This window comes from Mesorhizobium sp. P2_A12 (assembly GCF_056405075.1).
This window is the reverse complement of sequence record NZ_JBFUCU010000004.1, coordinates 522,728-543,652: the sequence shown is the minus strand read 5'-3', so window position 1 is coordinate 543,652 and position 20,925 is coordinate 522,728. Positions and strand designations below refer to the sequence as shown.

The 20,925-nt window shown below is 62.8% G+C and carries 18 protein-coding genes; 4 read left to right on the top strand and 14 right to left on the bottom strand.

The features are described 5' to 3' along the window. Positions 1-46: 46 nt before the first annotated feature. The 3 genes from AC1DZU_RS12975 (at position 47) to AC1DZU_RS12965 (ending at position 1,999) form a co-directional block, all read left to right on the top strand. Positions 47-1,078 carry a sensor histidine kinase gene (locus tag AC1DZU_RS12975; RefSeq protein ID WP_477285110.1) on the top strand — a complete coding sequence of 344 codons (1,032 nt, stop codon included), beginning with the start codon at positions 47-49 and terminating at the stop codon, positions 1,076-1,078. 283 nt (positions 1,079-1,361) lie between these two features. Continuing rightward, positions 1,362-1,670 carry a hypothetical protein gene (locus AC1DZU_RS12970; RefSeq protein WP_477285108.1) on the top strand — a complete coding sequence of 103 codons (309 nt, stop codon included), beginning with the start codon at positions 1,362-1,364 and terminating at the stop codon, positions 1,668-1,670. A gap of 83 nt (positions 1,671-1,753) precedes the next feature. Beyond that, on the top strand, positions 1,754-1,999 hold the full coding sequence (locus tag AC1DZU_RS12965; RefSeq protein ID WP_477285106.1) for a YMGG-like glycine zipper-containing protein: 246 nt from the start codon (positions 1,754-1,756) through the stop codon (positions 1,997-1,999). A gap of 73 nt (positions 2,000-2,072) precedes the next feature. On the opposite strand, the gene AC1DZU_RS12960 is transcribed toward AC1DZU_RS12965, so the two are convergent. From AC1DZU_RS12960 to xylF, 7 genes are all read right to left on the bottom strand, one after another. Next, on the bottom strand, positions 2,073-3,713 hold the full coding sequence (locus AC1DZU_RS12960; RefSeq protein WP_477285104.1) for a CHASE domain-containing protein: 1,641 nt from the start codon (positions 3,711-3,713) through the stop codon (positions 2,073-2,075). Between the two features lie 154 nt (positions 3,714-3,867). Next, positions 3,868-4,725, bottom strand: a complete 858-nt coding sequence (locus tag AC1DZU_RS12955; protein ID WP_477285102.1) for a sigma-70 family RNA polymerase sigma factor — start codon at positions 4,723-4,725, stop codon at positions 3,868-3,870. A gap of 70 nt (positions 4,726-4,795) precedes the next feature. Beyond that, positions 4,796-5,110 carry an EthD family reductase gene (locus AC1DZU_RS12950; RefSeq protein WP_477285100.1) on the bottom strand — a complete coding sequence of 105 codons (315 nt, stop codon included), beginning with the start codon at positions 5,108-5,110 and terminating at the stop codon, positions 4,796-4,798. A gap of 34 nt (positions 5,111-5,144) precedes the next feature. Then, positions 5,145-5,453 (bottom strand): putative quinol monooxygenase, encoded by a 309-nt coding sequence (locus AC1DZU_RS12945; RefSeq protein WP_477285098.1) that lies wholly within the window; start codon positions 5,451-5,453, stop codon positions 5,145-5,147. Between the two features lie 88 nt (positions 5,454-5,541). After that, the gene (locus AC1DZU_RS12940; protein WP_457151628.1) at positions 5,542-6,342 is read right to left on the bottom strand and encodes an ATP-binding cassette domain-containing protein; all 801 of its coding nucleotides are present in this window, start codon (positions 6,340-6,342) and stop codon (positions 5,542-5,544) included. Positions 6,343-6,357: 15 nt separating this feature from the next. Beyond that, positions 6,358-7,689, bottom strand: a complete 1,332-nt coding sequence (locus AC1DZU_RS12935) for a sugar ABC transporter permease (protein ID WP_477285096.1) — start codon at positions 7,687-7,689, stop codon at positions 6,358-6,360. A gap of 150 nt (positions 7,690-7,839) precedes the next feature. After that, positions 7,840-8,880, bottom strand: a complete 1,041-nt coding sequence (gene xylF, locus AC1DZU_RS12930) for a D-xylose ABC transporter substrate-binding protein (protein ID WP_095089315.1) — start codon at positions 8,878-8,880, stop codon at positions 7,840-7,842. A gap of 353 nt (positions 8,881-9,233) precedes the next feature. Here xylF and AC1DZU_RS12925 point away from each other — a divergent pair, with 353 nt between their 5' ends. After that, complete coding sequence (locus AC1DZU_RS12925) at positions 9,234-10,481, top strand: ROK family protein (protein WP_477227751.1); 1,248 nt, start codon at positions 9,234-9,236, stop codon at positions 10,479-10,481. Positions 10,482-10,634: 153 nt separating this feature from the next. Here AC1DZU_RS12925 and phoB read toward each other — a convergent pair whose 3' ends face one another. From phoB to AC1DZU_RS12890, 7 genes are all read right to left on the bottom strand, one after another. Beyond that, positions 10,635-11,324 (bottom strand): phosphate regulon transcriptional regulator PhoB, encoded by a 690-nt coding sequence (gene phoB, locus AC1DZU_RS12920; protein ID WP_010911896.1) that lies wholly within the window; start codon positions 11,322-11,324, stop codon positions 10,635-10,637. 19 nt (positions 11,325-11,343) lie between these two features. Then, complete coding sequence (phoU, locus tag AC1DZU_RS12915) at positions 11,344-12,051, bottom strand: phosphate signaling complex protein PhoU (RefSeq protein ID WP_095089319.1); 708 nt, start codon at positions 12,049-12,051, stop codon at positions 11,344-11,346. 25 nt (positions 12,052-12,076) lie between these two features. Then, positions 12,077-12,883: a phosphate ABC transporter ATP-binding protein PstB gene (gene pstB, locus AC1DZU_RS12910; RefSeq protein ID WP_095089320.1), complete on the bottom strand. Its 807-nt coding sequence runs from the start codon at positions 12,881-12,883 to the stop codon at positions 12,077-12,079. Then, complete coding sequence (gene pstA / locus AC1DZU_RS12905) at positions 12,880-13,731, bottom strand: phosphate ABC transporter permease PstA (protein ID WP_477285092.1); 852 nt, start codon at positions 13,729-13,731, stop codon at positions 12,880-12,882. Before pstA ends, pstB begins: the two co-directional genes overlap by 4 nt. 3 nt (positions 13,732-13,734) lie before the next feature. Further along, entirely contained in the window at positions 13,735-14,718 is a 984-nt protein-coding gene (gene pstC / locus AC1DZU_RS12900) for a phosphate ABC transporter permease subunit PstC (RefSeq protein ID WP_477285090.1), read from the bottom strand. A 66-nt stretch (positions 14,719-14,784) separates the two neighbouring features. Continuing rightward, a complete protein-coding gene (gene pstS, locus AC1DZU_RS12895; protein ID WP_477285088.1) occupies positions 14,785-15,840 on the bottom strand; it encodes a phosphate ABC transporter substrate-binding protein PstS in 1,056 nt (351 codons plus the stop codon). A gap of 512 nt (positions 15,841-16,352) precedes the next feature. Then, positions 16,353-20,909 (bottom strand): PAS domain-containing protein, encoded by a 4,557-nt coding sequence (locus AC1DZU_RS12890; RefSeq protein WP_477285451.1) that lies wholly within the window; start codon positions 20,907-20,909, stop codon positions 16,353-16,355. Positions 20,910-20,925 lie beyond the last annotated feature (16 nt).

The following is a 20,925-nucleotide window of genomic DNA, read 5'->3' as shown; positions in this document are numbered from 1 at the left end:
ATTCCGCGGTGAGCCGTTCAGCCTGAGTTGGGTGGACAGATTGGCGATGCGTTCCAGGGCCGGAGATAGGAAAGACGACGTGCCAAGCGATGAGGTCATCGCCCTGCATCCCGCCGAAAGTGGCATGCAACTTGGCCGGGCTCTTCTCCACGCGCTGCACAATGCCGGCATTTCCGTTCTCTATCAGGATCGCGAACTGAAAACGGTTTGGGCGCGCAATATGCGTGCGCCGTGGGTTTCCGACACCGCGGACGGCAACGGCATCCTGCCCGCGGCGCAGATCGACCGCATCGGCGCGGCAAAGCGCGACGTCATCGCATCCGGCGATCCGCAACGCCTTGAAATCAGCGTCCCCGCCGAGGACGGCTTTCGCTGGTTTCAGGTCTGGGTCGACGCCGACCATGGCGATGGTGGAACGGTGCAAGGTGTCGTCACCACGATGGTCGAAACGACCAATCAGAAGCGCCGTGAGCAGACCCTGACGACGCTGTTGCGCGAAGTCAGCCATCGCTCGAAGAACCTCCTGGCGATCATTCAAAGCATAGCCACCCAGACCGGGCGCTATTCCGATGGCATCGCTGATTTCCTGACGCGCTTTCGCGGCCGGCTGCAGTCGCTGGCCTCGTCCCAGGATCTGGTGACCTCCTCAAATTGGCGCGGCGCCGCACTTCGCGAGCTGGTGTCGGGCCAGGTCGGTCGCAACGGGGTGAATCCGTCGCACGGCCTGCGCTTCCGCGGCGCAAATCCCTATCTCAATCCCAACGCCGCGCTGCACATCGGCCTTGCCATGCATGAACTCGCCGTCAATTCGGTCAGCTATGGCGCCCTTTCACGTGCGGACGGCTTCGTTGACGTTACGGCCGATCTCAATGCTGCTGCCGGCGGCCTGTCGCTGTCGCTGACATGGTCCGAAGCGATACCGGCGAGCGACGTCGAGCACAGCGTGAAGCGCTTCGGCAGTGTCGCGCTCGAGCGGGTCGTGCCCGCCTCCCTGAACGGAACGGCGACGCTGGAGCTGATGCCCGGTCGCCTTGAATACCGCCTTGTCGTTCCGCACGGCAGTTTCGAGACCGAGTAAGCGGCGGCGCCTCTCGTCTGATCATCCATCCTTAACCGGCTATTCACCATAAAAGCGGATTCTGTTTTTCCCAGGTACCGCTGGAACCTGCCGGACCGTCGAACATTGCCGCGTTGAAGTTGGTCTCCGGACGTCAGCCGACTGCGTCTGCTGTCGCGGTCGGCGCCGGAATTGCCCCTTTGCGCCGCGTTATTTCGCTGGTCGCCCTGCGGCCGAGGAACTTTGGCGGCTATGGACCGTTACTGTGGCGAGAGGACATGTCGCCATGGAACACATTGCTGCATTGTTGCTGGTCATCGGTTGCTCGAACACGATGGCCGACTGCCATGAATTGCAGGTACCGGTAAGCGTTTTCGAAACCGCCGACCAATGCGTCGCCGAACGGCCATTCGCGCTGGGCGACGTGCAGGGACAGGCTCAGCACATCGTCGGCAAGTGCCTTGCCGTCGATCCGGCGCTGGAAGACGACTATGACCAGATCGTCTGGAACGTGCGCGCTGACGGCACGCTCGACGCTTCCCTGGCTATCTCCAACGTCGTGATCGCATCGAACGCGGCGCGCCCAGAAAAAGACTATCTTCGCCAACAATAGATTGCAGCAGCAAAGGCCGCCATTTAATGCTAAATGGCTGTCAGAGCTTACCAAAGTGTGGACACAAAGTGAGGAGTGACTCTATGCGGAAGATGATTATTGCCATGATTGCGGTGGCTGCCCTCAGCGGCTGCACCAGCACCGAGAAGGATGTGGTTGGCGGCGGCTTGATTGGCGCCGGTGTCGGCGGCTTGGTCGGCGGCGGCAAGGGCGCGCTGATCGGTGCGGCAGTCGGTGCCGGTTCCGGCCTGTTGGTTCGCAACCTGCGCAACGGCTATTGCCAGTATCGCGATCATCACGGCCGGATCTACACGGCTCGCTGCAACTAGTTCGGCGATAATCGAAACGTCGATCCGGAGACCGGCCCGCCGGCCTCCGGATTTTTGACGTCTGGAGGCGGCATTAGCCTGTCAGCGGAATCCTGATCTCCACATTCAACCCGTCATCGCGATAATCGCGGTTGATCGTGCCGCGCAATTCGCGCGTGACGTTGAGGTCGATCAGCTTGGTGCCGAATCCGGTCTTGGCCGGTGCTTCGAGTTTCTTCTGCCCGGTTTCGCGCCAGTTGAGAACCAGCACCCTGTCGCGCCCGCGCCCTTCGAGCGACCAGTCGACCTTGAGCGCCCAATCTCCCTTGAGCGAATTGGCTGAATTGCCGGTTTCGCCATATTTCAATGCATTCGTCGCCAGTTCGTGGAACGTCAGGCCGAGCGCCTGCGTCGTGGTTTCGTCGAGCAGCACCTCCGGCCCCGTCAGAAGCTCTTCGGGCAGCTCCTTGCCGAACACCTGACCGAGCTCGATGCGCAGGAGATCGCCAAGGTCTGCCTTCTGCCAGCGCGAGCGCGTCAGCATGTCCTGAGAGGCCGCCATCGCCTGCAGCCTGGCCGAGAAGGACGAGGAAAATTCGTTGACGTCAGTGGCCCGCGAAGCGGTCTGGCGCGCGATCGCCAGCACTCGGGTGATCGAATTCTTGATGCGGTGCTTCATCTCCTGCAGCATCAGGTCTTTTTCAAGCAGGCTCTTTTCCGTCGTATCATGCAGGCGCGACGCCGCCTCATAGGCCCGCTCCTGATAGCGCGCCACCAGAGCGATGGCGCCCGCCAGGAGCAAGCCGAACAGCCCCAGCATCACCGGAATGGCGCGCGACGACGGCTGCGAGAAGGCGCTTGTCGGCCGAAACAGGACCGTCCACGGCTGGCCGGCTACCATGATCTTGCGGGTGACCAGCAGCCTGTCCCCTAAGGATGACACTGGCGGCGTCTCCGACCGGAACAAGAGATTGTCGCCACTCACAGCGCCGTCATAGATTTCCGTGTTGACCGGCAGCAGCGGCGACCGGCTGAGCGCTATCTGGAAGAGGTCCCGTGCCCGAAAAGCCGCGTAGAGAAAGCCGGCCGTGGAGGACCTGGACGCATTGATGACATCGGGAGCCGTTTCGACATTGAGCCGCACGAAGACCAGGAAGCCGGGGAACGTCTGCGCGGCACCCGTGCTCTGGCCGAGCTGCACCAGCGCGCTGGCGTGCTGCTCATCGTCGGACATTGCCTTTTCGATGGCCACGCGCCGCACCGGTTCGCTGAACATGTCGTAGCCGATGGCGGCCTGGTTGGATGGATCCAGTGGCTCGAACATCACGATGGGCGTGCGCCAGGGTTGCGTGGTGTCCGGATAGATCGGATGGCTGACACCAAGGTCGTGCAGCATGTCGCGTTCGACCGCCGCCTCGTCCCCCGTCTTCACCAGCCTGAGAAAGCCGATACCGCGCAAGCCGGCGAAATTGTTGTCGACATCGAGCGCGTTGAAGAACGCCTTGAACTCGTTCTGCGAGATATCGCCGTTGCGGGCATCGAACAGGGCCTGCGTCGACCGCAGCAGCGACAGATGCAGGTCGATGCGGCTCTCGATCCGGTTGAGCGCGTCGTCGGCCGTCGCTTCGAATTTGATACGGGCAGCTTCCTGCGTGGCGAAATAGGCAAACCCCGCCATCGTCATGCTGATCAGCGCAACGGCGATGAACGCGACGATTGGAAAAAGCTTCTTCAACGGATGATGCGGTCCATGGGCAATGTCGGACCTTTATGGGCAAGTCGATGTGCCAACACAATGGCAAGGCCAAGCCATCATGACAGCTGGCACATCACATGACCGGCAACCAGCGGCCGGGCACGGCTCGTCCGGCCAAGTGGTACTGTAGACGCTAGTCCAGCCGCACCCAATCTGTGGCTTCGAGCACATAGGGAGCGAACAAGAAATCGCGGATCTCGATGATCCGGCTTTCCGACCAGTCGATCAGGACAAAATGCGCAGGTCTTTCCATCCGGCCGGTGCTGTCGAAGACCAGCATAGCCGGCTTTCCTTCGACAGCGCCGAGGGCGAACCGCCATTTCGTCTCTTGCGCATAGCGCGTGAAATAGATGCCGATTTTGTCGCGCCCCTCCAGTTGGATCCGGTTCACCAGATCGAGCTTCACGTCGTCGGCAAGCATGACGCGGATTGCGTCGAAATCGCCGCTCCGGAACAGATGGACATAAGCGGCGATCTTGCGCCGGTCCGAATCAGACATCAGCGGCAGCCTTGTGTCTTCGGACGCCTGTGCGAAAAGCCGCAGCGCAGCGCGCCCGCGCTGAAGCGCCGATTTTGCGGCTGTCGGAGAGCACCCTGCGATGCTTGCGATCTCGTCGACCGAATGACCCAGAACATCCTTGAGGATCACCGCGCAGCGCTGAAGTTCGGGCAGCCGCAGAAACGTCTGAAAGCTGACCGCAACGATGTCCGCCTCGGGTATGGGTGCCGCTTCGACGTCTTCGGTAAGCGGGACGACCGTGTTCCGGGATTTGGCGCGCAGGAAATCGAGGCTCGCATTGTGGGCGATGCGGAACAGCCAGCCCTCGAGGTTATTCACTCCGGCGCCCTGGGCTCGCGCGTGAAGGGCCTTGACGAGGGTGTCCTGCAATACATCCTCGCCATTGACCGCCGATCCCGTCATGCGCGCGCAGTAGCGGTGAAGGCGTGGCCGCAGCGCTTTCAGACGATCCTCGAATTCGTTCGCGTTCATGTATCTAGACCTACCGCGCCTGCGCGCTCTTTCGTCGTCATTTTACCCGAGACGAACAAAGGAGGAGGGTTCAAACTTCCCTGCTGTCGAAAAGGAACATTTGAACACCCGAGTCATCAGGCGCAAAAAGGCGGCGATCCGCCCCAGCCGCTTGTCCCTCCGCGCTTGCAAACGCCTTTTCGATCGCCGCAAGGTCGTCGAAATACAGCGTTCCGATCCGATGAACGTTGGAGGGTCCTACCGGCGTTGCGATAGGGCCATTGCTGACTTCGTATTTCCTGAGGCCCGGAAGCTTCTTGGCGAGAGGCACGTGGATTTCGAAGTAATGCCGGTCAAACGCCTCGACGTTCTCCGGTGTCCGGTAAATCACAACCATCCGAGACATTGCGGTTCTCCTTTGTTGCTTGTGTGACCCAACCTTACTTGTGTGTTTCGCTCAACACCTCCGAGCCCATGATCGAGTCCAGGCTCGCCAGCTCCAGGATCTTCGGGAAATAGGCTTTCATGCGCGGATCGCTGCGCATCGCCTCGACGGCTGCCGGGGTCTCCCACTCGGAGTAGATGACGACGCCGGCGCCGTCCTTTGCAGCGATCAGCCGGGTCGTCTTCCAGCCGCGGAGCGTGCGGATCACCGTGTCGGTGTTCTGCTTCAAGAGCGCGATCAGCGCATCCTGCTTCCCGGGTTCGACCTTAAGCAGATTGATCAAGATGACGGACTCGTCGGACATGGCATGTCTCCTTCTGTTTGGACACACCAAGGACGATCCGACGGGAAGAAACGGATCGAGACGTGGAAAGATTTTTTGGAAGATAGTTCTAGGCGGCGATCTTCAGGGCGCCTGGCCCGGGAATGGCGCCGGGCGGACATTTGCCCAGAATGATCATGCCGAGCACTTCGTCCTGGGTCACATCGGTGGTGCGCGCGGTGCCTACAACCTGGCCGTTCTTCATGACGCAGACCCGGTCGGCAAGCTCGAACACGTCGTGGATGTCGTGGCTGATCAGGAAGATGCCGATGCCGTCGGACTTGAGCTGCTTGACCAGTTCGCCGACCTGCGCCGTTTCCTGCGGACCAAGTGCCGCCGTCGGCTCGTCCATGATCAGGATGCGCGCATTGAACAGGATCGCGCGCGCGATCGCCACCGACTGCCGCTGACCGCCAGACAGCTTGATCACCGGCTCCTTGAAGCGCTGGAAGCGGGGATTGAGCCGGCCCATCACCTTGCGCGCCTCGGCCTCCATCGCAACGTCGTCGAGCGTACCCCAGGCGGTCATCAGCTCACGGCCGAGAAACAAATTGGCGGCGGCATCGACATTGTCGGCCAACGCCAGCGTCTGGTAGATCGTCTCGATGCCGTATTTCTTGGCGTCGCGCGGGTTGGAGATCGATGCCTCCTCGCCGTTGACGAAGATATGGCCCGCGTCGCGCTTGTAGGCGCCGGACAGGATCTTGATCAGCGTCGACTTGCCGGCGCCGTTGTGTCCGAGCAGCGCCACGACCTCGCCGGGGAAAAGGTCGATCGAGGCGTCGTCGACGGCGCGGATGCCGCCAAAGGCTATCGAGATGTTGCGCATATCGATCAGCGCAGTGCTGGTAGGAGCGGTCTTGTCTGCCATGATTCTTGTCCTCCCCTAGACGCGCTTGCGATAGACGGTATCGAGCCAGACCGCGACGACCAGCACGGCGCCGACGACGATGCTCTGCAGCGGCGAGTCGATGCCGAGCAGCACCATGCCGGACTGCAGCGACTGCATCAGCAACGCGCCGAGCATGGCGCCGAGCACCGTTCCGGAGCCGCCGGCAAGCGAGGTGCCGCCGATGACGGCGGCGGCGATCACCAGCAGCTCGTCCAACGTGCCCAGCGCATTGGTCGACGCGTTGAGGCGGGCCGACGAGATCGCCGCGCTGATCGCGGCCAGCACACCCATGATCATGAACACCTTCATGGTTACCCAGCGCGTGTTGATGCCGGCGAGATTGGCGGCCTCCGGATTGCCACCGATGGCAAAGACATAGCGGCCGAAACGGGTGCGCTTGGTGATGAAGGTCATGACGATGCCGACCGCGACCGCCATCAGCACCGGTATGGCGATGCCATGGGCGATGAACAGCCCGCCTTCGGGAATGGTGATGCCGTTCTGCTGTGCATACTGGCGCACGATGCCGATTGGCCATGGATAGGAATTGGCGATCCAGACGGCCCCAAGGATGGCAGCGCAACTGACCACACCGAGAAAGGTTTCCGCCCACACGGGGCGCAGTGGAAAGTTGAACCGTTTGCGCTGCGACCGGCCGTTGAGCAACGCGAAAGCGACAGCCACGCAAGCAACGATGCCGATGATCCAGCTGGCGGTGGCGCCGATCGAGCCTCGCGGTCCGCCGCCCATCAGCTGGAATGTAGCGTCGAGTGGCGCGACCGTGCGCCCGTTGGTGATCAGCCATGCCATGCCGCGCCAGACCAACAAACCGCCCAGCGTCACGATGAAGGCAGGAACTTCGAGATAGGCGATGATGAAGCCCTGGAAGGCGCCGATCACAAGACCGAGCACCACGCCGACGACCAGTGCGATGATCCAGAGCCAGGGATTTCCAAGCTGGAAGCCGATGACGCGAATGAGGAATTCGGCTTGCGCCACACCCATGATCATACCGATCACGCCTTCGACGGAACCAACCGAAAGGTCGATGTTGCGCATGACGATGACCAGCACCATGCCGGTCGCCATGATCGCGACCGAGGAAGTCTGCACCGACAGGTTCCAGAGATTGCGCGGCGTCAGGAAAAGTCCGCCCGACAGGATATGGATGCCGACCCAGATGACCAGTAACGCACCGACCATGCCAAGCATGCGCGTATCGAGTTCGGTTGCCTTGAGGAAGCGTCCGACGGCGCTCAATTCGGACGCACGCGCCCGGTCTGCGGGCGCATTCGCGGCAGGCGTGTTAGAGGCCGTGTCGGTCATGAAGTCCTCCCACCGGTTTGCCGTCTGGCGCGGATGCCGGAAACACGATGCTATTTGCTTTCCGCGATCATTTGAAGCGGAATGCCCCTTGAGAAACGCCGCCGCCCCCGGGCCCGCGGCGCTGAGATCGAACCGGGATCCCGTTCGGTTTTAGTTGCAGGCCGCGACGGTGCCGGCGGCGACGCCTGCACAGACTTCGTCCTTCTTGATCCAGCCGGCGTCGATGACGACGTTGAGATTGTCCTTGGTGATCGCGATCGGGGTCAGGAACAGCGAGTTGGTCTCGTTGCCGCCGGGCGTGGTGAACTTCACGGCGTTCGGGATCTTGTCCAGGGCAGTGCCAGCGGCCAGCTGCGAGGCGATCTCGGCAGCGTTCTTGCCGAGTTCGCGTGCGTCCTTCCACACCGACACGGTCTGTGTGCCGAGTGCAACGCGGTTCAGTGCGGCATGGTCGCCGTCCTGGCCGGACACCGGAACCGATCCTGCCAGCCCTTGCGCCGTCAGCGCGGCGACGACGCCGCCGGCGGTGCCGTCATTGGCTGCCACCACGGCATCGACCTTGTTGTCGTTGGCGGTGAGGAACTGTTCCATGTTCTTCTGGGCATTGGCGGGCAGCCAGCCATCCGTATAGGCTTCGCCGACATTCTTGATCTTGCCGCTATCGATGGCTGCCTTGAGCACTTCCATGGAGCCGGCGAACAGGAAATCGGCATTCGGATCGGCGCCCGAGCCCTTGATGAAGACGTAGTTGCCTTCCGGCTTGACCTTGAACACTTCGCGGGCCTGCATGCGGCCGACTTCCTTGTTGTCGAAGGTCAGGTAGAACACGTTCTTGTTCTCGATCAGCCGGTCATAGCCGACGACCGGAATGCCTTCGTCCAGCGCCTTCTGGACCGCCGGGCCGATGGCCGAGGCATCCTGCGCCAGGACGATCAGCGCGTTGGCGCCTTGCGAAATCAGGCTCTCGACGTCGGTGAGCTGCTTGCCCGGATTGGACTGCGCATCAGCGGAAATGTATTTGTCACCAGCCGCCTCGATGGCCTTCTTCATCGCCGCTTCGTCGGTCTTCCAGCGCTCTTCCTGGAAGTTGGACCACGAAACGCCGATGACCTTGTCCTTCGCCTGCGCGACCGACACCAGCGTCAGCGACATGGCGACACCCGCCAGGATGGCGGCTGTGAATTTTTTCATAATATCCTCCCTGCGCCGCGTATGGCGCGACCAAACTGACCCGTAGGCCGGCACAGAGGCTCTATTTTTTCGAGCCTCGAAAAAATAGTGATCCAACGCCCGAACGCTGTCAACATCGATTCTGATGGATTTTGACGTCTCTCCGAGTTTTTTTCGAGCTCCGGAATAAATAATGACATGATGGTGGGGTTCTGCCAGAATTTGGCTTCGCGCATGTCGCCCCAAAAGTCCGCAGCGGTTTCGGGGCAACGACACGCGCAGAAGCAAGTGCCTGAAGCGTCGCGCATTCAGGCTTCGCTGATGGCCTTCGGGAGGCACGAAAGGCTGCGGCGACCGGGAGGATGTGAAAAAACATGTCGGTCGGAATCCGCCACGACGATCTGCGCCGCCGCAACCGGGCGATGGTGATTGCGGCCGTGCGCCGCGCCGGACAGCCGTCCCGCACCGAGATCGCCGCGACCACGGGCCTCAGCCATTCGACCATATCGGCGATCTCCTCCGACCTCATCGGCGAAGGCATCCTGACTGAGAGCAAGCCGAGCGAGGCCGGCTCGCTCAAACGCGGCCGGCCGCAGGTCGGCCTCGGCCTCAATCCGGAAGCGGCGGCGGTGATGACCGTGGTGCTGTCACTGAACTTCCTCTCGGTCGCCGTCATCGACTATGCCGGCCAGGTGATCGCCGAGGAACAGCGCCGGCTGGACACGCTGACCATGTCGCGCGACGCGCTGGTCGGTGAATGCGTTGCCATCGTACGGCGTCGTCTTGAAGACCCCGACCTCGACGTCCGCAGTGTCGCCCGCATCGCGCTGGCGATCCAGGGCATCACCGACACGCGTGCCCGCGCCATGCTGTGGTCACCGATCACGCCGCACACCGACATCGCCTTCGCCGACATACTCGAGGACGAGTTCGGCATCCCCGCCACCATGGAGAACGACTGCAACATGATGGCGATCGCGTTGCGCTGGCGCGACCCCGATCGCTACCGCGACGACTTCATCGCCATCCTGCTGTCGCACGGCATCGGCATGGGCCTGGTGTTGAAGGGCGAGTTGTTCACTGGCACCCATTCCTCGGGCGGCGAGTTCGGCCATATGATCCATCGGCCGCACGGCGCGCTGTGCCGCTGTGGGCGGCGGGGCTGCGTCGAGGCCTATGCCGGCAACTATGCCATCTGGCGGAACGCAAGGCAGATGAGCGAGGACGCGGAACCGGTGGCCGATGTCAGTGACGCCGACATGCGCGCGCTGGCGACCGCGGCCCGCGAGAGGGATGGACCCGAGCGCGAGGCCTATCGCAAGGCCGGCGAGGCACTCGGCTACGGTCTCGGCAGCCTGTTCGCGCTGATCGATCCGGCGCCCGTCGCCATGGTCGGTGTCAGCGCCGCCGCCTTCGACCTGATCGAGCCGGCATTGCGCGAGGCGATTGCGCAGACCGCCGGCGGCCAGCATTCGCAATCGATTTCCTTCGACACCGAACCGAACGAACTGCCACTGATCCGCGAAGGCTGCGCCACGCGGGCGCTGACCTTCGTAGACCAGGAGATTTTCGCGCCGGGCACGCAGGCGAGATCCGGCCTCGGCGGCAAGAACGTTGCGTGAATAACGCGCCTGGATGTGTTGAGATTCAGGTTAGGCCGAGTCGAGAATGGCGGGTTCCGAGAACCGGAACGGAGCGGACATTTGATCCGTGAGTACCGGAAGCGCAGGAAACTGCCGTTCACAGGCCGGCATCACCTGAATATCAGCATATCCCTAATCTTCCCGGATTGCGTAGCCCGCCCCACGAATGGTGCGGATGACATCGGGCATGCGGCCATTGTTGACCGCCTTGCGCAGCCGACCGACATGCACGTCGACCGTGCGTTCGTCGATGTAGATCGTCTCGCCCCAGACATTGTCGAGCAGCTGGCTGCGCGAGAACACACGGCCGGGATGGCGCATCATGAATTCGAGCAGGCGGAATTCGGTCGGTCCGAGCCGAATCTCGCTCTTCTTGCGATAAACCCTGTGCGATTCACGATCGAGCACGATGTCGCCGACCTTGAGCACGCTGGACAGCACTTCCGGCTTGGCGCGGCGCAGCAGCGCCTTGACCCTGGCCATGAACTCCGGCGTCGAGAACGGCTTGACCAGATAATCGTCGGCGCCTGTCGAGAGGCCGCGCACACGATCGCTTTCCTCGCCACGCGCGGTCAGCATGATGATCGGCAGCCGCTCGGTCTCGGGACGCATCCTTAGCCGGCGGCAGAGTTCGATTCCGGAAACCGCCGGCACCATCCAGTCCAGCACCAGAAGGTCGGGGACGTTCTCCTGCAGCCGGATCTCGGCCTCGTCGCCGCGCGTCACCACCTCGACCTGGTAGCCCTCGGACTCCAGATTGTAGCGGAGCAGCACACCCAGCGGCTCCTCATCCTCCACCACCATGATGCGTGGCGCGATCATCGACTGGTCACCCCTGCCGTCATGCCGCCGGCGCGGACATTGCCGTCTCGTCCTGCTTCGGACGATTGGCGGGCAGCTGCGTACCGGTCAAAACATAATATGCATTTTCCGCGATGTTGGTGACGTGATCGCCGATGCGTTCGAGGTTCTTGGCGCAGAACAACAGATGCGTGCAGGCGGTGATGTTGCGCGGGTCTTCCATCATGTAGGTCAGCAGTTCGCGGAACACGGAGGTGTATTTGACGTCGATGCGCTCGTCGTCGGCGCGCAGCTTCGCCAGCGCCGCCGCGTCGCGCGCCGTATATTCCTCGATGACGCCCTGCACCTGGATCAGCACCAGCTGCGCCATTGCGTCGATGGAGTGCGACAGGTCGCGCGGGGTGACACTGAGGCCGACGGTGCCGACGCGCTTGGCGATGTTCTTGGCAAGGTCGCCAATACGCTCGAGGTCGCCGGCCATGCGGATCGAACCGACGACGTGGCGCAGATCGTCGGCCATCGGCTGACGCTTGGCGATCAGTGTGATGGCGCGGTCGTCGAGTTCACGCTGGCGCGCGTCCATGATCGCATCGTCGGAGACGACGCGCTGCGCCAGGGCGTTGTCGGAATTCAACAGCGCCTTGGTGGCGCCGCCGACCATCGAGCCGGCGAGGTCGCCCATGTCGCGGATCAGCCTGCTGATCTGTCCGAGATCCTCGTCGAAAGAAGCGACTGTGTGTTCGCCCATGATCTTAGTCCTCGTATGCCTGAGCTCAGCCGAAGCGGCCGGTGATGTAGTCCTGCGTGCGCTTCTCGCGGGGCGACGTGAAGATCTTCTCGGTGCGGTCGAACTCGACCAGTTCGCCCAGATACATGAAGGCCGTCTGCTTCGACACGCGCGCCGCCTGCTGCATGTTGTGGGTGACGATGACGATCGTGTAGTCGGCTTGCAACTCGTCGATCAGCTCTTCGATCTTGGCGGTCGACAGCGGGTCAAGCGCCGAAGCCGGCTCGTCGAGCAGGATGACTTCCGGCTTCACCGCCACGGTGCGGGCGATGCAGAGTCGCTGCTGCTGGCCGCCGGAGAGGCTGAGGCCGCTTGCGTTGAGCTTGTCCTTGACTTCGGTCCACAGTGCGGCGCGCTTCAGCGCCTGCTCGACACGGCCGTCCATCTCTGACTTGCTGATCTTCTCATAGAGCCTGACGCCGAAAGCGATGTTTTCATAGATCGACATCGGGAACGGAGTCGGCTTCTGGAACACCATGCCGATCTTGGTCCGCAGCAGGTTGAGGTCCTGCGAGCGATCGAGAACGTTCTGGCCGTCGAGCAGCACCTGGCCCTCGGCGGTCTGCTTGGGATAGAGCTCGTAGATGCGGTTGAAGACGCGCAGCAGCGTCGACTTCCCGCAGCCCGAAGGTCCGATGAAGGCGGTGACGCTGCGCTCGGGCAGCGACAGCGTGATGTCCTTCAGTGCCTTGCTCTGGCCGTAGTAGAAGTTGAGGTTCTTGACCTCGATCTTGGCCTTGCCGGCAATTGCCTCGGCGGCGATCGTCATGTCTGGAGACAACATCTGGCTCATTTGTCCTCTCTGCGTCCGGTCAGGCTGCGAGCAAAGATGCTGAGCGCGAGAACCGTCAATGTGATGATGAGTGCACCGGTCCAGGCCAGTTGCTGCCATTCCTCGTAAGGGCTGAGAGCGAACTGGAAGATGGTCACTGGCAGGCTGGCCATCGGCGCGTTGAGATTGCTCGACCAGAACTGGTTGTTGAGCGCTGTAAAGAGCAGCGGCGCCGTCTCGCCGGAGATACGGGCGATCGACAACAATATGCCGGTGACGATGCCTGAAAGGGCGGCGCGGTAAGCGACCGACTTGATCACCACCCAGCGCGGCGCGCCGATCGCGGTGCCGGCCTCGCGCAACGCGTTCGGCACCAGGTTGAGCATGTCCTCGGTGGTGCGAACGACGACCGGGATGACCAGGATGGCAAGCGCGACAGCGCCGGCGATCGCCGAGAAATGCCCCATCGGCCGGACCATCAGTTCGTAGACGAACAGGCCGATGATGATCGACGGCGCCGACAAAAGGATGTCGTTGATGAAGCGCACCACGGTGGTGAGCTTCGAAAAGCGTCCGTATTCGGCCATGTAGGTGCCTGCCAGCACGCCGATCGGTGTACCGACGACGACGCCGATGACGGTCATCACGATGCTGCCGTAGATGGCGTTGAGCAGGCCGCCGGCATCGCCGGGCGGCGGCGTCATTTCGGTGAACACCGCAAGATTGACGCCGGACAGGCCCTTGTAGAGCAGCGCGCCGAGGATGAGCGCCAGCCAGGCAAGTCCGATGCCCGCGGCGGCGACGCACAGCGTCATCATCACGGAATTCTTCCTCTTGCGGCTCTGATGAAGCGATGTGGCTGTCGACATCGGTCAGGCTCCCGTGCGGGCGTCAATGCGCATCAGCATGTAGCGTGCGATGGCGAGGATCAGGAAGGTGATGACGAACAGGATCAGGCCGAGCGCTACCAGCGAAGAGGTGTAGAGATCGCCGACGGCTTCGGTGAATTCGTTGGCGATGGTCGCGGAGATCGTCGTTGCCGGCGCGAACAGCGAGGTGCTGATGCGGTGCGCATTGCCGATGACGAAGGTCACCGCCATGGTTTCGCCGAGCGCACGGCCGAGGCCGAGCATGACGCCGCCCATGATGCCGATCCTTGTGTAGGGAATGACCACGCGGCGGGTCACTTCCCAGGTCGTGCAACCGATGCCGTAGGCGGACTCTTTCAGCACCGGCGGCACCGTGTCGAAGACGTCCTTGGTGATCGAGGTGATGAAAGGCAGCACCATGATGGCAAGGATCAGCGACGACGTCAAAAGGCCGATGCCGTAGGGCGGACCGGCAAACAGGCTGTTGAGGCCGGGAATGCCATGGAACGCGCTGATGATGAAGGGCTGCACGGTCGTCTGCAGGAAGGGCGCCAGCACGAACAGGCCCCAGATGCCGTAGATGATCGAAGGGATGCCGGCGAGCAGCTCAACCGCCATGCCGATCGGGCGCCGCAGCGGGCGCGGGCAAAGCTCGGTGAGGAAGATGGCGATGCCGATGCCGAGCGGCACGGCAATCAGGATGGCGATGGCGGACGTGATGATGGTGCCGTAGATCGGCGCCAGCGCGCCGAATTTCTCCGTCACCGGGTTCCAGCTTTCGCTGGTCAGGAAGGAGAAGCCAAAGGTCGACAGGGCTTGCCAGGAGCCGGCAAACAGCGAGATCGCAACACCGCCGAGCAAGACCAGCACCAGCATGGCTGCGGCACGGGTCATTCCGTGGAAGATCGCGTCGGTCAGCGCGAAACGTCTGACAGTGGCGTCGCGCGAACCTCGAATGGCTGGCAAGGCTTCTTGGACAGCACTCATGTGAAGCTCGGCTCTTTGAGTTGAGGGAAAAGGAGCGCCGCGGCGCGGCGCTCCTTCAAAGGGATGTTACTCGCCGACGTAGACGGGCTTGCCGTCAGCCTGGATGTCGGCCTTCCACGAAGCCTTGATCAGGTCGACGACGCTGTCGGGGATCGAGACGTAGTCGAGACCCTTGGCGGTTTCCTTGCCGTCCTTGTAGGCCCAGGCAAAGAACTTCAGCGCTTCGCCGGTCGCGGCGGCGTCATCGGGGGTCTTGTGGATCAGCACCCAGGTCGAAGCAGCGATCGGCCAGGTGGCATCGCCGGGTTCGTTGGTGATGATGACGTTGAAGTTCTTCGCGCCCTTGAAGTCGGCATTCGAAGCAGCCGAGCCGAAGGATTCGAGCGACGGCTCGACGACCTTGCCGGCGGCATTCAACATCTTGGAGTACGACAGGTTGTTCTGCTTGGCATAGGCATACTCGACGTAGCCGATGCCGCCGTCGGTCTGCTTGACGGTGTTGGCAACGCCCTCGCTGCCCTTGGCGCCGACGCCGGTCGGCCATTCGACCGCGGTGTCCGAACCAACCTTGTCCTTCCAGTCGGGCGACAGCTTGACCAGATAGTTGGTGAAGTTGAAGGTCGTGCCCGAGCCGTCCGAACGGTGGACGACGGCGATCGCCGTCGACGGCAGGGTCAGGGTCGGGTTCAGCGCCTTGATCGCGGCGTCGTCCCAGGTGGTGATGGCGCCGAGGTAGATCTGCGCGATCGTCTTGCCGTCAAGGATGAGTTCGCCCGGCTTGATGCCCGTCAGGTTGACGATCGGCACGATGCCGCCCATCACCATCGGGAACTGCACGAGGCCGTTCTTTTCCAGATCGGCATCGGACATCGGCTTGTCGGTGGCGCCGAAGGTCACGGTCTTGGCGATGACCTGCTTGATGCCGCCGCCCGAACCGATCGACTGGTAGTTGAGGCCGACGCCGGTGTCTTTCTTGTAGGTGTCGGCCCACTTGGCGAACACCGGATAGATGAAGGTCGAGCCGGCGCCGGAAAGGTCCGCGGCCATGGCTGCAGAAAGGGTGACGGTAGACGCTGTGGCCATTGCAATCGCAACGACCGCTGAGCGGATGAAATGTCTCATGTGGCCTGCTCCTGTTCGGAAGATGGTCTCTCGGCGCCATCCTCTCGGCGCCCGCTGAGGCCAATAGCCTTCGATTATAACAGTCGCATGACAGTTTCATGTCACCCCGGTAACGCGTCATCGGGGCGGGGAAAATGCCGGCCGGCCGGCGCTTGCGGCGGAACCCGGCTTTGTGCCCGGAATCAGGCACTTGCGCCTTTTCATGCCGAGAGTGACCTGCGGTTTCGCGATCAACGCCTCGGCAAAGAAAATCCGGACGGGAACGCGTTGCTCTCGGCCAGATGTCGTGGCCGGGCCATCGCCGAAAACAGGTCCGTTGGGGTAGGTTGACGCTGTCTCATGCCGGCGGTCGCTGCTCCCGCCCGTAACTGGAAGAGCGGAATTCGAATGTGGCCATTGTCTCGGCTGGGCGTCGCCTTGGATATGGTGCGATCGCGCCATAGTCTTGCCTCAGCGAGGGGTCGCGAATCTCCGCCGGGCTCCCCGGGCAAGCCGGGTGCGACGCCGGCCTTTTACCCGGCGTTGCGCTGAGCCTGGCGACTGGCGCCGACCCAGCGCTCGACTTTCTCGAGCAGGGCCCTTGGGCTGATCGGCTTGGGCAGGTAATCGTCCATGCCGGCCTCCAGGCAGCGTTCGCGATCGCCCTTCAGCGCATGCGCGGTGACGCCCACGATCGGCACATGCGTGCCGGTTTCTTCCTCGAGCCGGCGAATGGCGGCGGTGGCCTCGAGCCCGTTCATCTCCGGCATCGAGACATCCATCAGGATCATGCATGGATTGAGCCGGCCGAAGGCGTCGAGCGCCTTGCGGCCATTGCCGACGATCTCGAAACCATAGCCGGTCTCGCCGAGAATCTGGGTGAACACCATCTGGTTCACCTCATTGTCCTCGGCCACCAGGATATCCAGCCTGTCGCCGCCGGCCGTCGCGGGCGGCCGGGGCCGAACCAAAGGCGGCTGCAGCAGCGCCCGTTGTTCCGACGCCGGCGGCGGTGGCCGCACAACCTTGCCCGGAGGGATGTCGGCTGCCTGCGGCTGGGTGTCGGCCGTGTTGTGGCGATGCCGCTGGATCGTGGCAACCAGCGTTTCCAGCAGCACCGATGACCGCGCCGGCTTGATCAGCTGGGCATCGATGCCGAGATCGCGATAGCTGGTGTTGGCGAGCGACTGGTCGACCGAGGTCAGCATGATGATCGGCGTGCCTGCGAGGCCGGCGGTGTTGCGCACGATCCGCGCCATTTCGGCGCCGCTCATGCCCGGCATCTGGTAGTCGAGCACGACGCAGTCGACCGGCACGCCATAGGCGGCGGCCGCGATCAGCACCTTGAGACCCTCGGCGCCGCTTTCGGCCGCGCAGGAATCGAATGTCCACGATGTCATCTGTTCGGTCAGAATGGCCCGGTTGACGGCATTGTCGTCGACGATCAGCACGCGCGCGCCGGTCACGTCGACGGGCGTGATGCGTTGCCCATTCTGCTGTCCCGCCCTCGGCAGCGTGACGGTGAACCAGAAGGTCGAGCCCTTGCCCTCGGCGCTCTCGACACCGATGTCGCCGCCCATCAGCTCGACGAGCCGCGAGGTGATGGCAAGACCAAGGCCGGTTCCCTCGTGCCGCCTCGTCGACGAGGTGTCGACCTGGCTGAATTTCTCGAATACGAGTTTCAGCTTTTCCTCCGGGATACCTATGCCGGTATCGGTGACCGAGATCGTCAGTTTCGTCCCGGTCGGAACCCTTTCGCCGGTGACGTCGACCAGCACATGGCCTTCATCGGTGAACTTCACCGCGTTGCCGAGCAGGTTGGTCACGATCTGCCTGATCCGGCCGACATCGCCCACGAACAGGCTCTCGAGACGAGGCTCGATGCGCACGATGAGCTCGAGATCCTTCTCCTTGGCGCGTGTCGACACCAGCGTCGCCACATCCTCGATCGCCTCGGCAAGATTGAAGGGCGCCGAATCCAGCACCAGCTGGCCGGCGTCAATCTTGGAGAAATCCAGAATGTCGTTGATGATGGTGAGCAGCGCATTGCCCGATTTGACGATGATGTCGGTGAACGTCTTCTGTTTCGAGTTGAGGTCCGATTTGGCCAGCAGTTCGGCCATGCCGAGCACGCCGTTCATCGGCGTCCGGATCTCGTGGCTCATATTGGCGAGGAATTCCGACTTGGCGCGGTCGGCGAGCACGGCCCGCTGCCGTGCCTCGCGCAGTTCGGCCTCGCGCGTCTTCAATTCGGTGATGTCGGTGGTCGATCCGATCAGGTAGAGCGAACCGTCGGAGGCGATCATCGCGCCCTTGCGGGCGAATTGATGCCTGACGCTGCCGTCGGCCAACGTCACCGTCTCTTCGACCTCCTGGGTTTCACCGGTGCGCAGCACCGCAAGGTCGCTGCCGACAAAGGCTTCGCCGTCGGGCCCGAAGATCTCGATGTCTGTCTTGCCGATCGCCTCTTCCTTGGCGAAGCCGGTCAGGTCGCACCAGCCCTTGTTGACATAGAACTGCCTGAGATCGGAGCGCTTGGCGTAGATCGACACCGGTACGTTGTCGATCAGGCTGCGGAACACCTCGTTCTCGCGCATGCTTTCTTCCAGCGCGCGCTCGCGCGCCTTGACCTCGGTGATGTCGGTACTCGAACCGACCAGATGCACCGACCCGTCCAGCGCCACCAGGCGGCTCTTGCGGGTCATCAATTGCCGGACCGTCCCGTCGCGATGGGTGACGGGTTCCTCGATCTCCTTGACGGCGCCGGTCACGGCGACCTCGGTGTCGTCGTGGCTGTAGCTATCGCCATCCTGCCCACCGAACAGCTGACGGTCGGTGCGGCCGATGACCTCTTCCTTGGCGAGACCTGTTATCGCGCACCAGGCCTTGTTGACGAACTCGATGCTCAGGTCCTGCGCCTTGATGAAGGCAGCCACCGGCAGCTCGTCCAGCACGTGCCGGAACAGATCGATCTGGCGCATCGAGTCGCGCAGCGCCTTCTCGCGGCTCTTGATCTCGGAGATGTCGACGCGAACGCCGATGAACGTGCCATCGTCGGTCCGCATGTCGTAGACCTGATACCAGCGGCCATCGGGGTTGTGACGTTCGAACGAGGAACTGGGCAAGCGGTAGCGGGCAAGGATCGCGTCCAGCCATGGATCGGGGTCGCCGTCATAGAGCGTGTCGACTTGCGGGTCGCCGCTGTTGCGGAAATAGCCGTTCGAACGGCCGAGAGCCAGCGCCTCGCGGAGTGTGCAGCCGGGCTGCCATACCGGCCTCAAGGCCGGCAGCGTGTCCTGGATCTTGCGGTTGGCGAAAACGAACTTGTCGTCGCGATCGTAGATGATCACGGCCGCCGGCAAGGATTCCAGCACGCTGGCGAGATGCTTGCGCGCATCCTCGGCCTCGGTCTCGCGGCGCTTCATGTCGGAAATGTCGAACAGGAAGCCGGCGACGTAGTTGCGGCCGCTTGGCATGCCGACGCGGCTCTTCCTGACGATGCGCGACCGGCTGGCGCCATCGGCCTCGAAATTTTCTTCCACTTCGTAGGCGCGCCCGCTGGCAAGCACGTCCCGTTCGCTCTGTTCGAATAGCGCGACATGGCTGCCTGAGACAAAATCGCCGCCGGGCTTGCCAAGAATGGCTTGCGGCGTCTGGCCAAACAAGGCGGCGAACGCTTCGTTGACGAACACAAACCGCAACTGGTCGTCCTTGACGAAGATCGGATCTTTGACAGCGTTGATCACCGCTTCCGCCAGCCGCGCTTTCTCCAGCGCGTCGGCAAGTTCGGCCTCGCGATCCTTCATATCGGTGACGTCGACATAGGAGATGAGCCGCTTGCCGCCGGCCAGCGGCGCCATCGACGAGATCAGCGTGCGCCCGTCATTGCGCGGGAACTGCCGGGATCCGGTCGTGCCGGCCCTGATTTCCGCCTCGCGATCGGCGATGTGCCGCTGCCATGTCGCCTCATCGGAACCATACGGGTCGACGTCGCGGCTGGCGTCCATCAGCTCGCGGAAGCTGCAGCCGATCTCGGCGCGGCGGGCGTCGATCTGCCAGAAATCGTAGAAGGCACGGTTGATGACTTCGGCGTGCAAATCGGCATCGAGGACGAGGACACCGATCGGCATCTGGTCGACCATGGCGCGAAGGTTGGCGAAGGTCTCCGCCGTCCTGGCATTGGCGTTCTCGACTTCGGCGTCGCGAAGCTTCAGATCGGTGATGTCGTAGTAGGTCAGCAGGCGCTTGCCGCCGGACAGGGCGGTGACCGAGAACATCATGGTCCTGCCGTCGGCATGGGGGAACTCGCGTGGCGCAACGGAGCCGGTGCGGATCTCCTCGAGCCGGGTGGCAAGGTAGCGCTGCCATTGCAGTTCGTCGATATCGCCATAGATGCCGTTGCGACGGTTGAGTTCCATCAACAGGCTGAACGGGGCGCCGACGGTCACGGCACCGTCCGGGATCCTGGAGAGGTCGCGATAGGCCTTGTTGACGATCAGCGTATCGAGCCTCGCGTCCAGAAGCACGACGCCCATGTGCATGGCGTCCATCGTCCGCTCGAGATCGGCAAGATGCTGGACGGGTTCGCTATCCGCCGCAGGCTTCTGCTCCACAGCCCCGAAGGCGCCGGCCAGCGCCGTGACGTTGCGGCCAATGCCGCGATAGCCGGCAAATCCTCCCTCGCCATCGAACCTTGGAAAGCCCGACGTCAAGATCCAGCGGCAATCGGCGCGGCCGCCTTTCAGTTCATGCACGAAGTCGCGAAACGGCCGATGCGCCTGCAGATCCGCCAGATGCGCGGCACCGCTGCGGTCGCCGTTCAGGACCTGGTCGAGGAAGTCGAAGCGGAACCGGCCAACCACATCAGCCGGATCGATGCCGGTGGCTGCCTGGTAGTTCTGTGAAAGCCAGGAGAAGCGCAGTTCGGCGTCGGTCTCCCAGACCCAGTCCGAACCGGCTTCGACCAGCTGGCGAAGCGTGTCGGTCGAATCCCTGCCCGCAGGGGGCGGTAATGCAGCGTCGCCATGCGCCGCCGATTTGCGAGGCTCGCGCTTGCCGCGCGCGCCGATTGTGTCGTCCGCTTCCGCCATGCCGTCCCACCCGAAA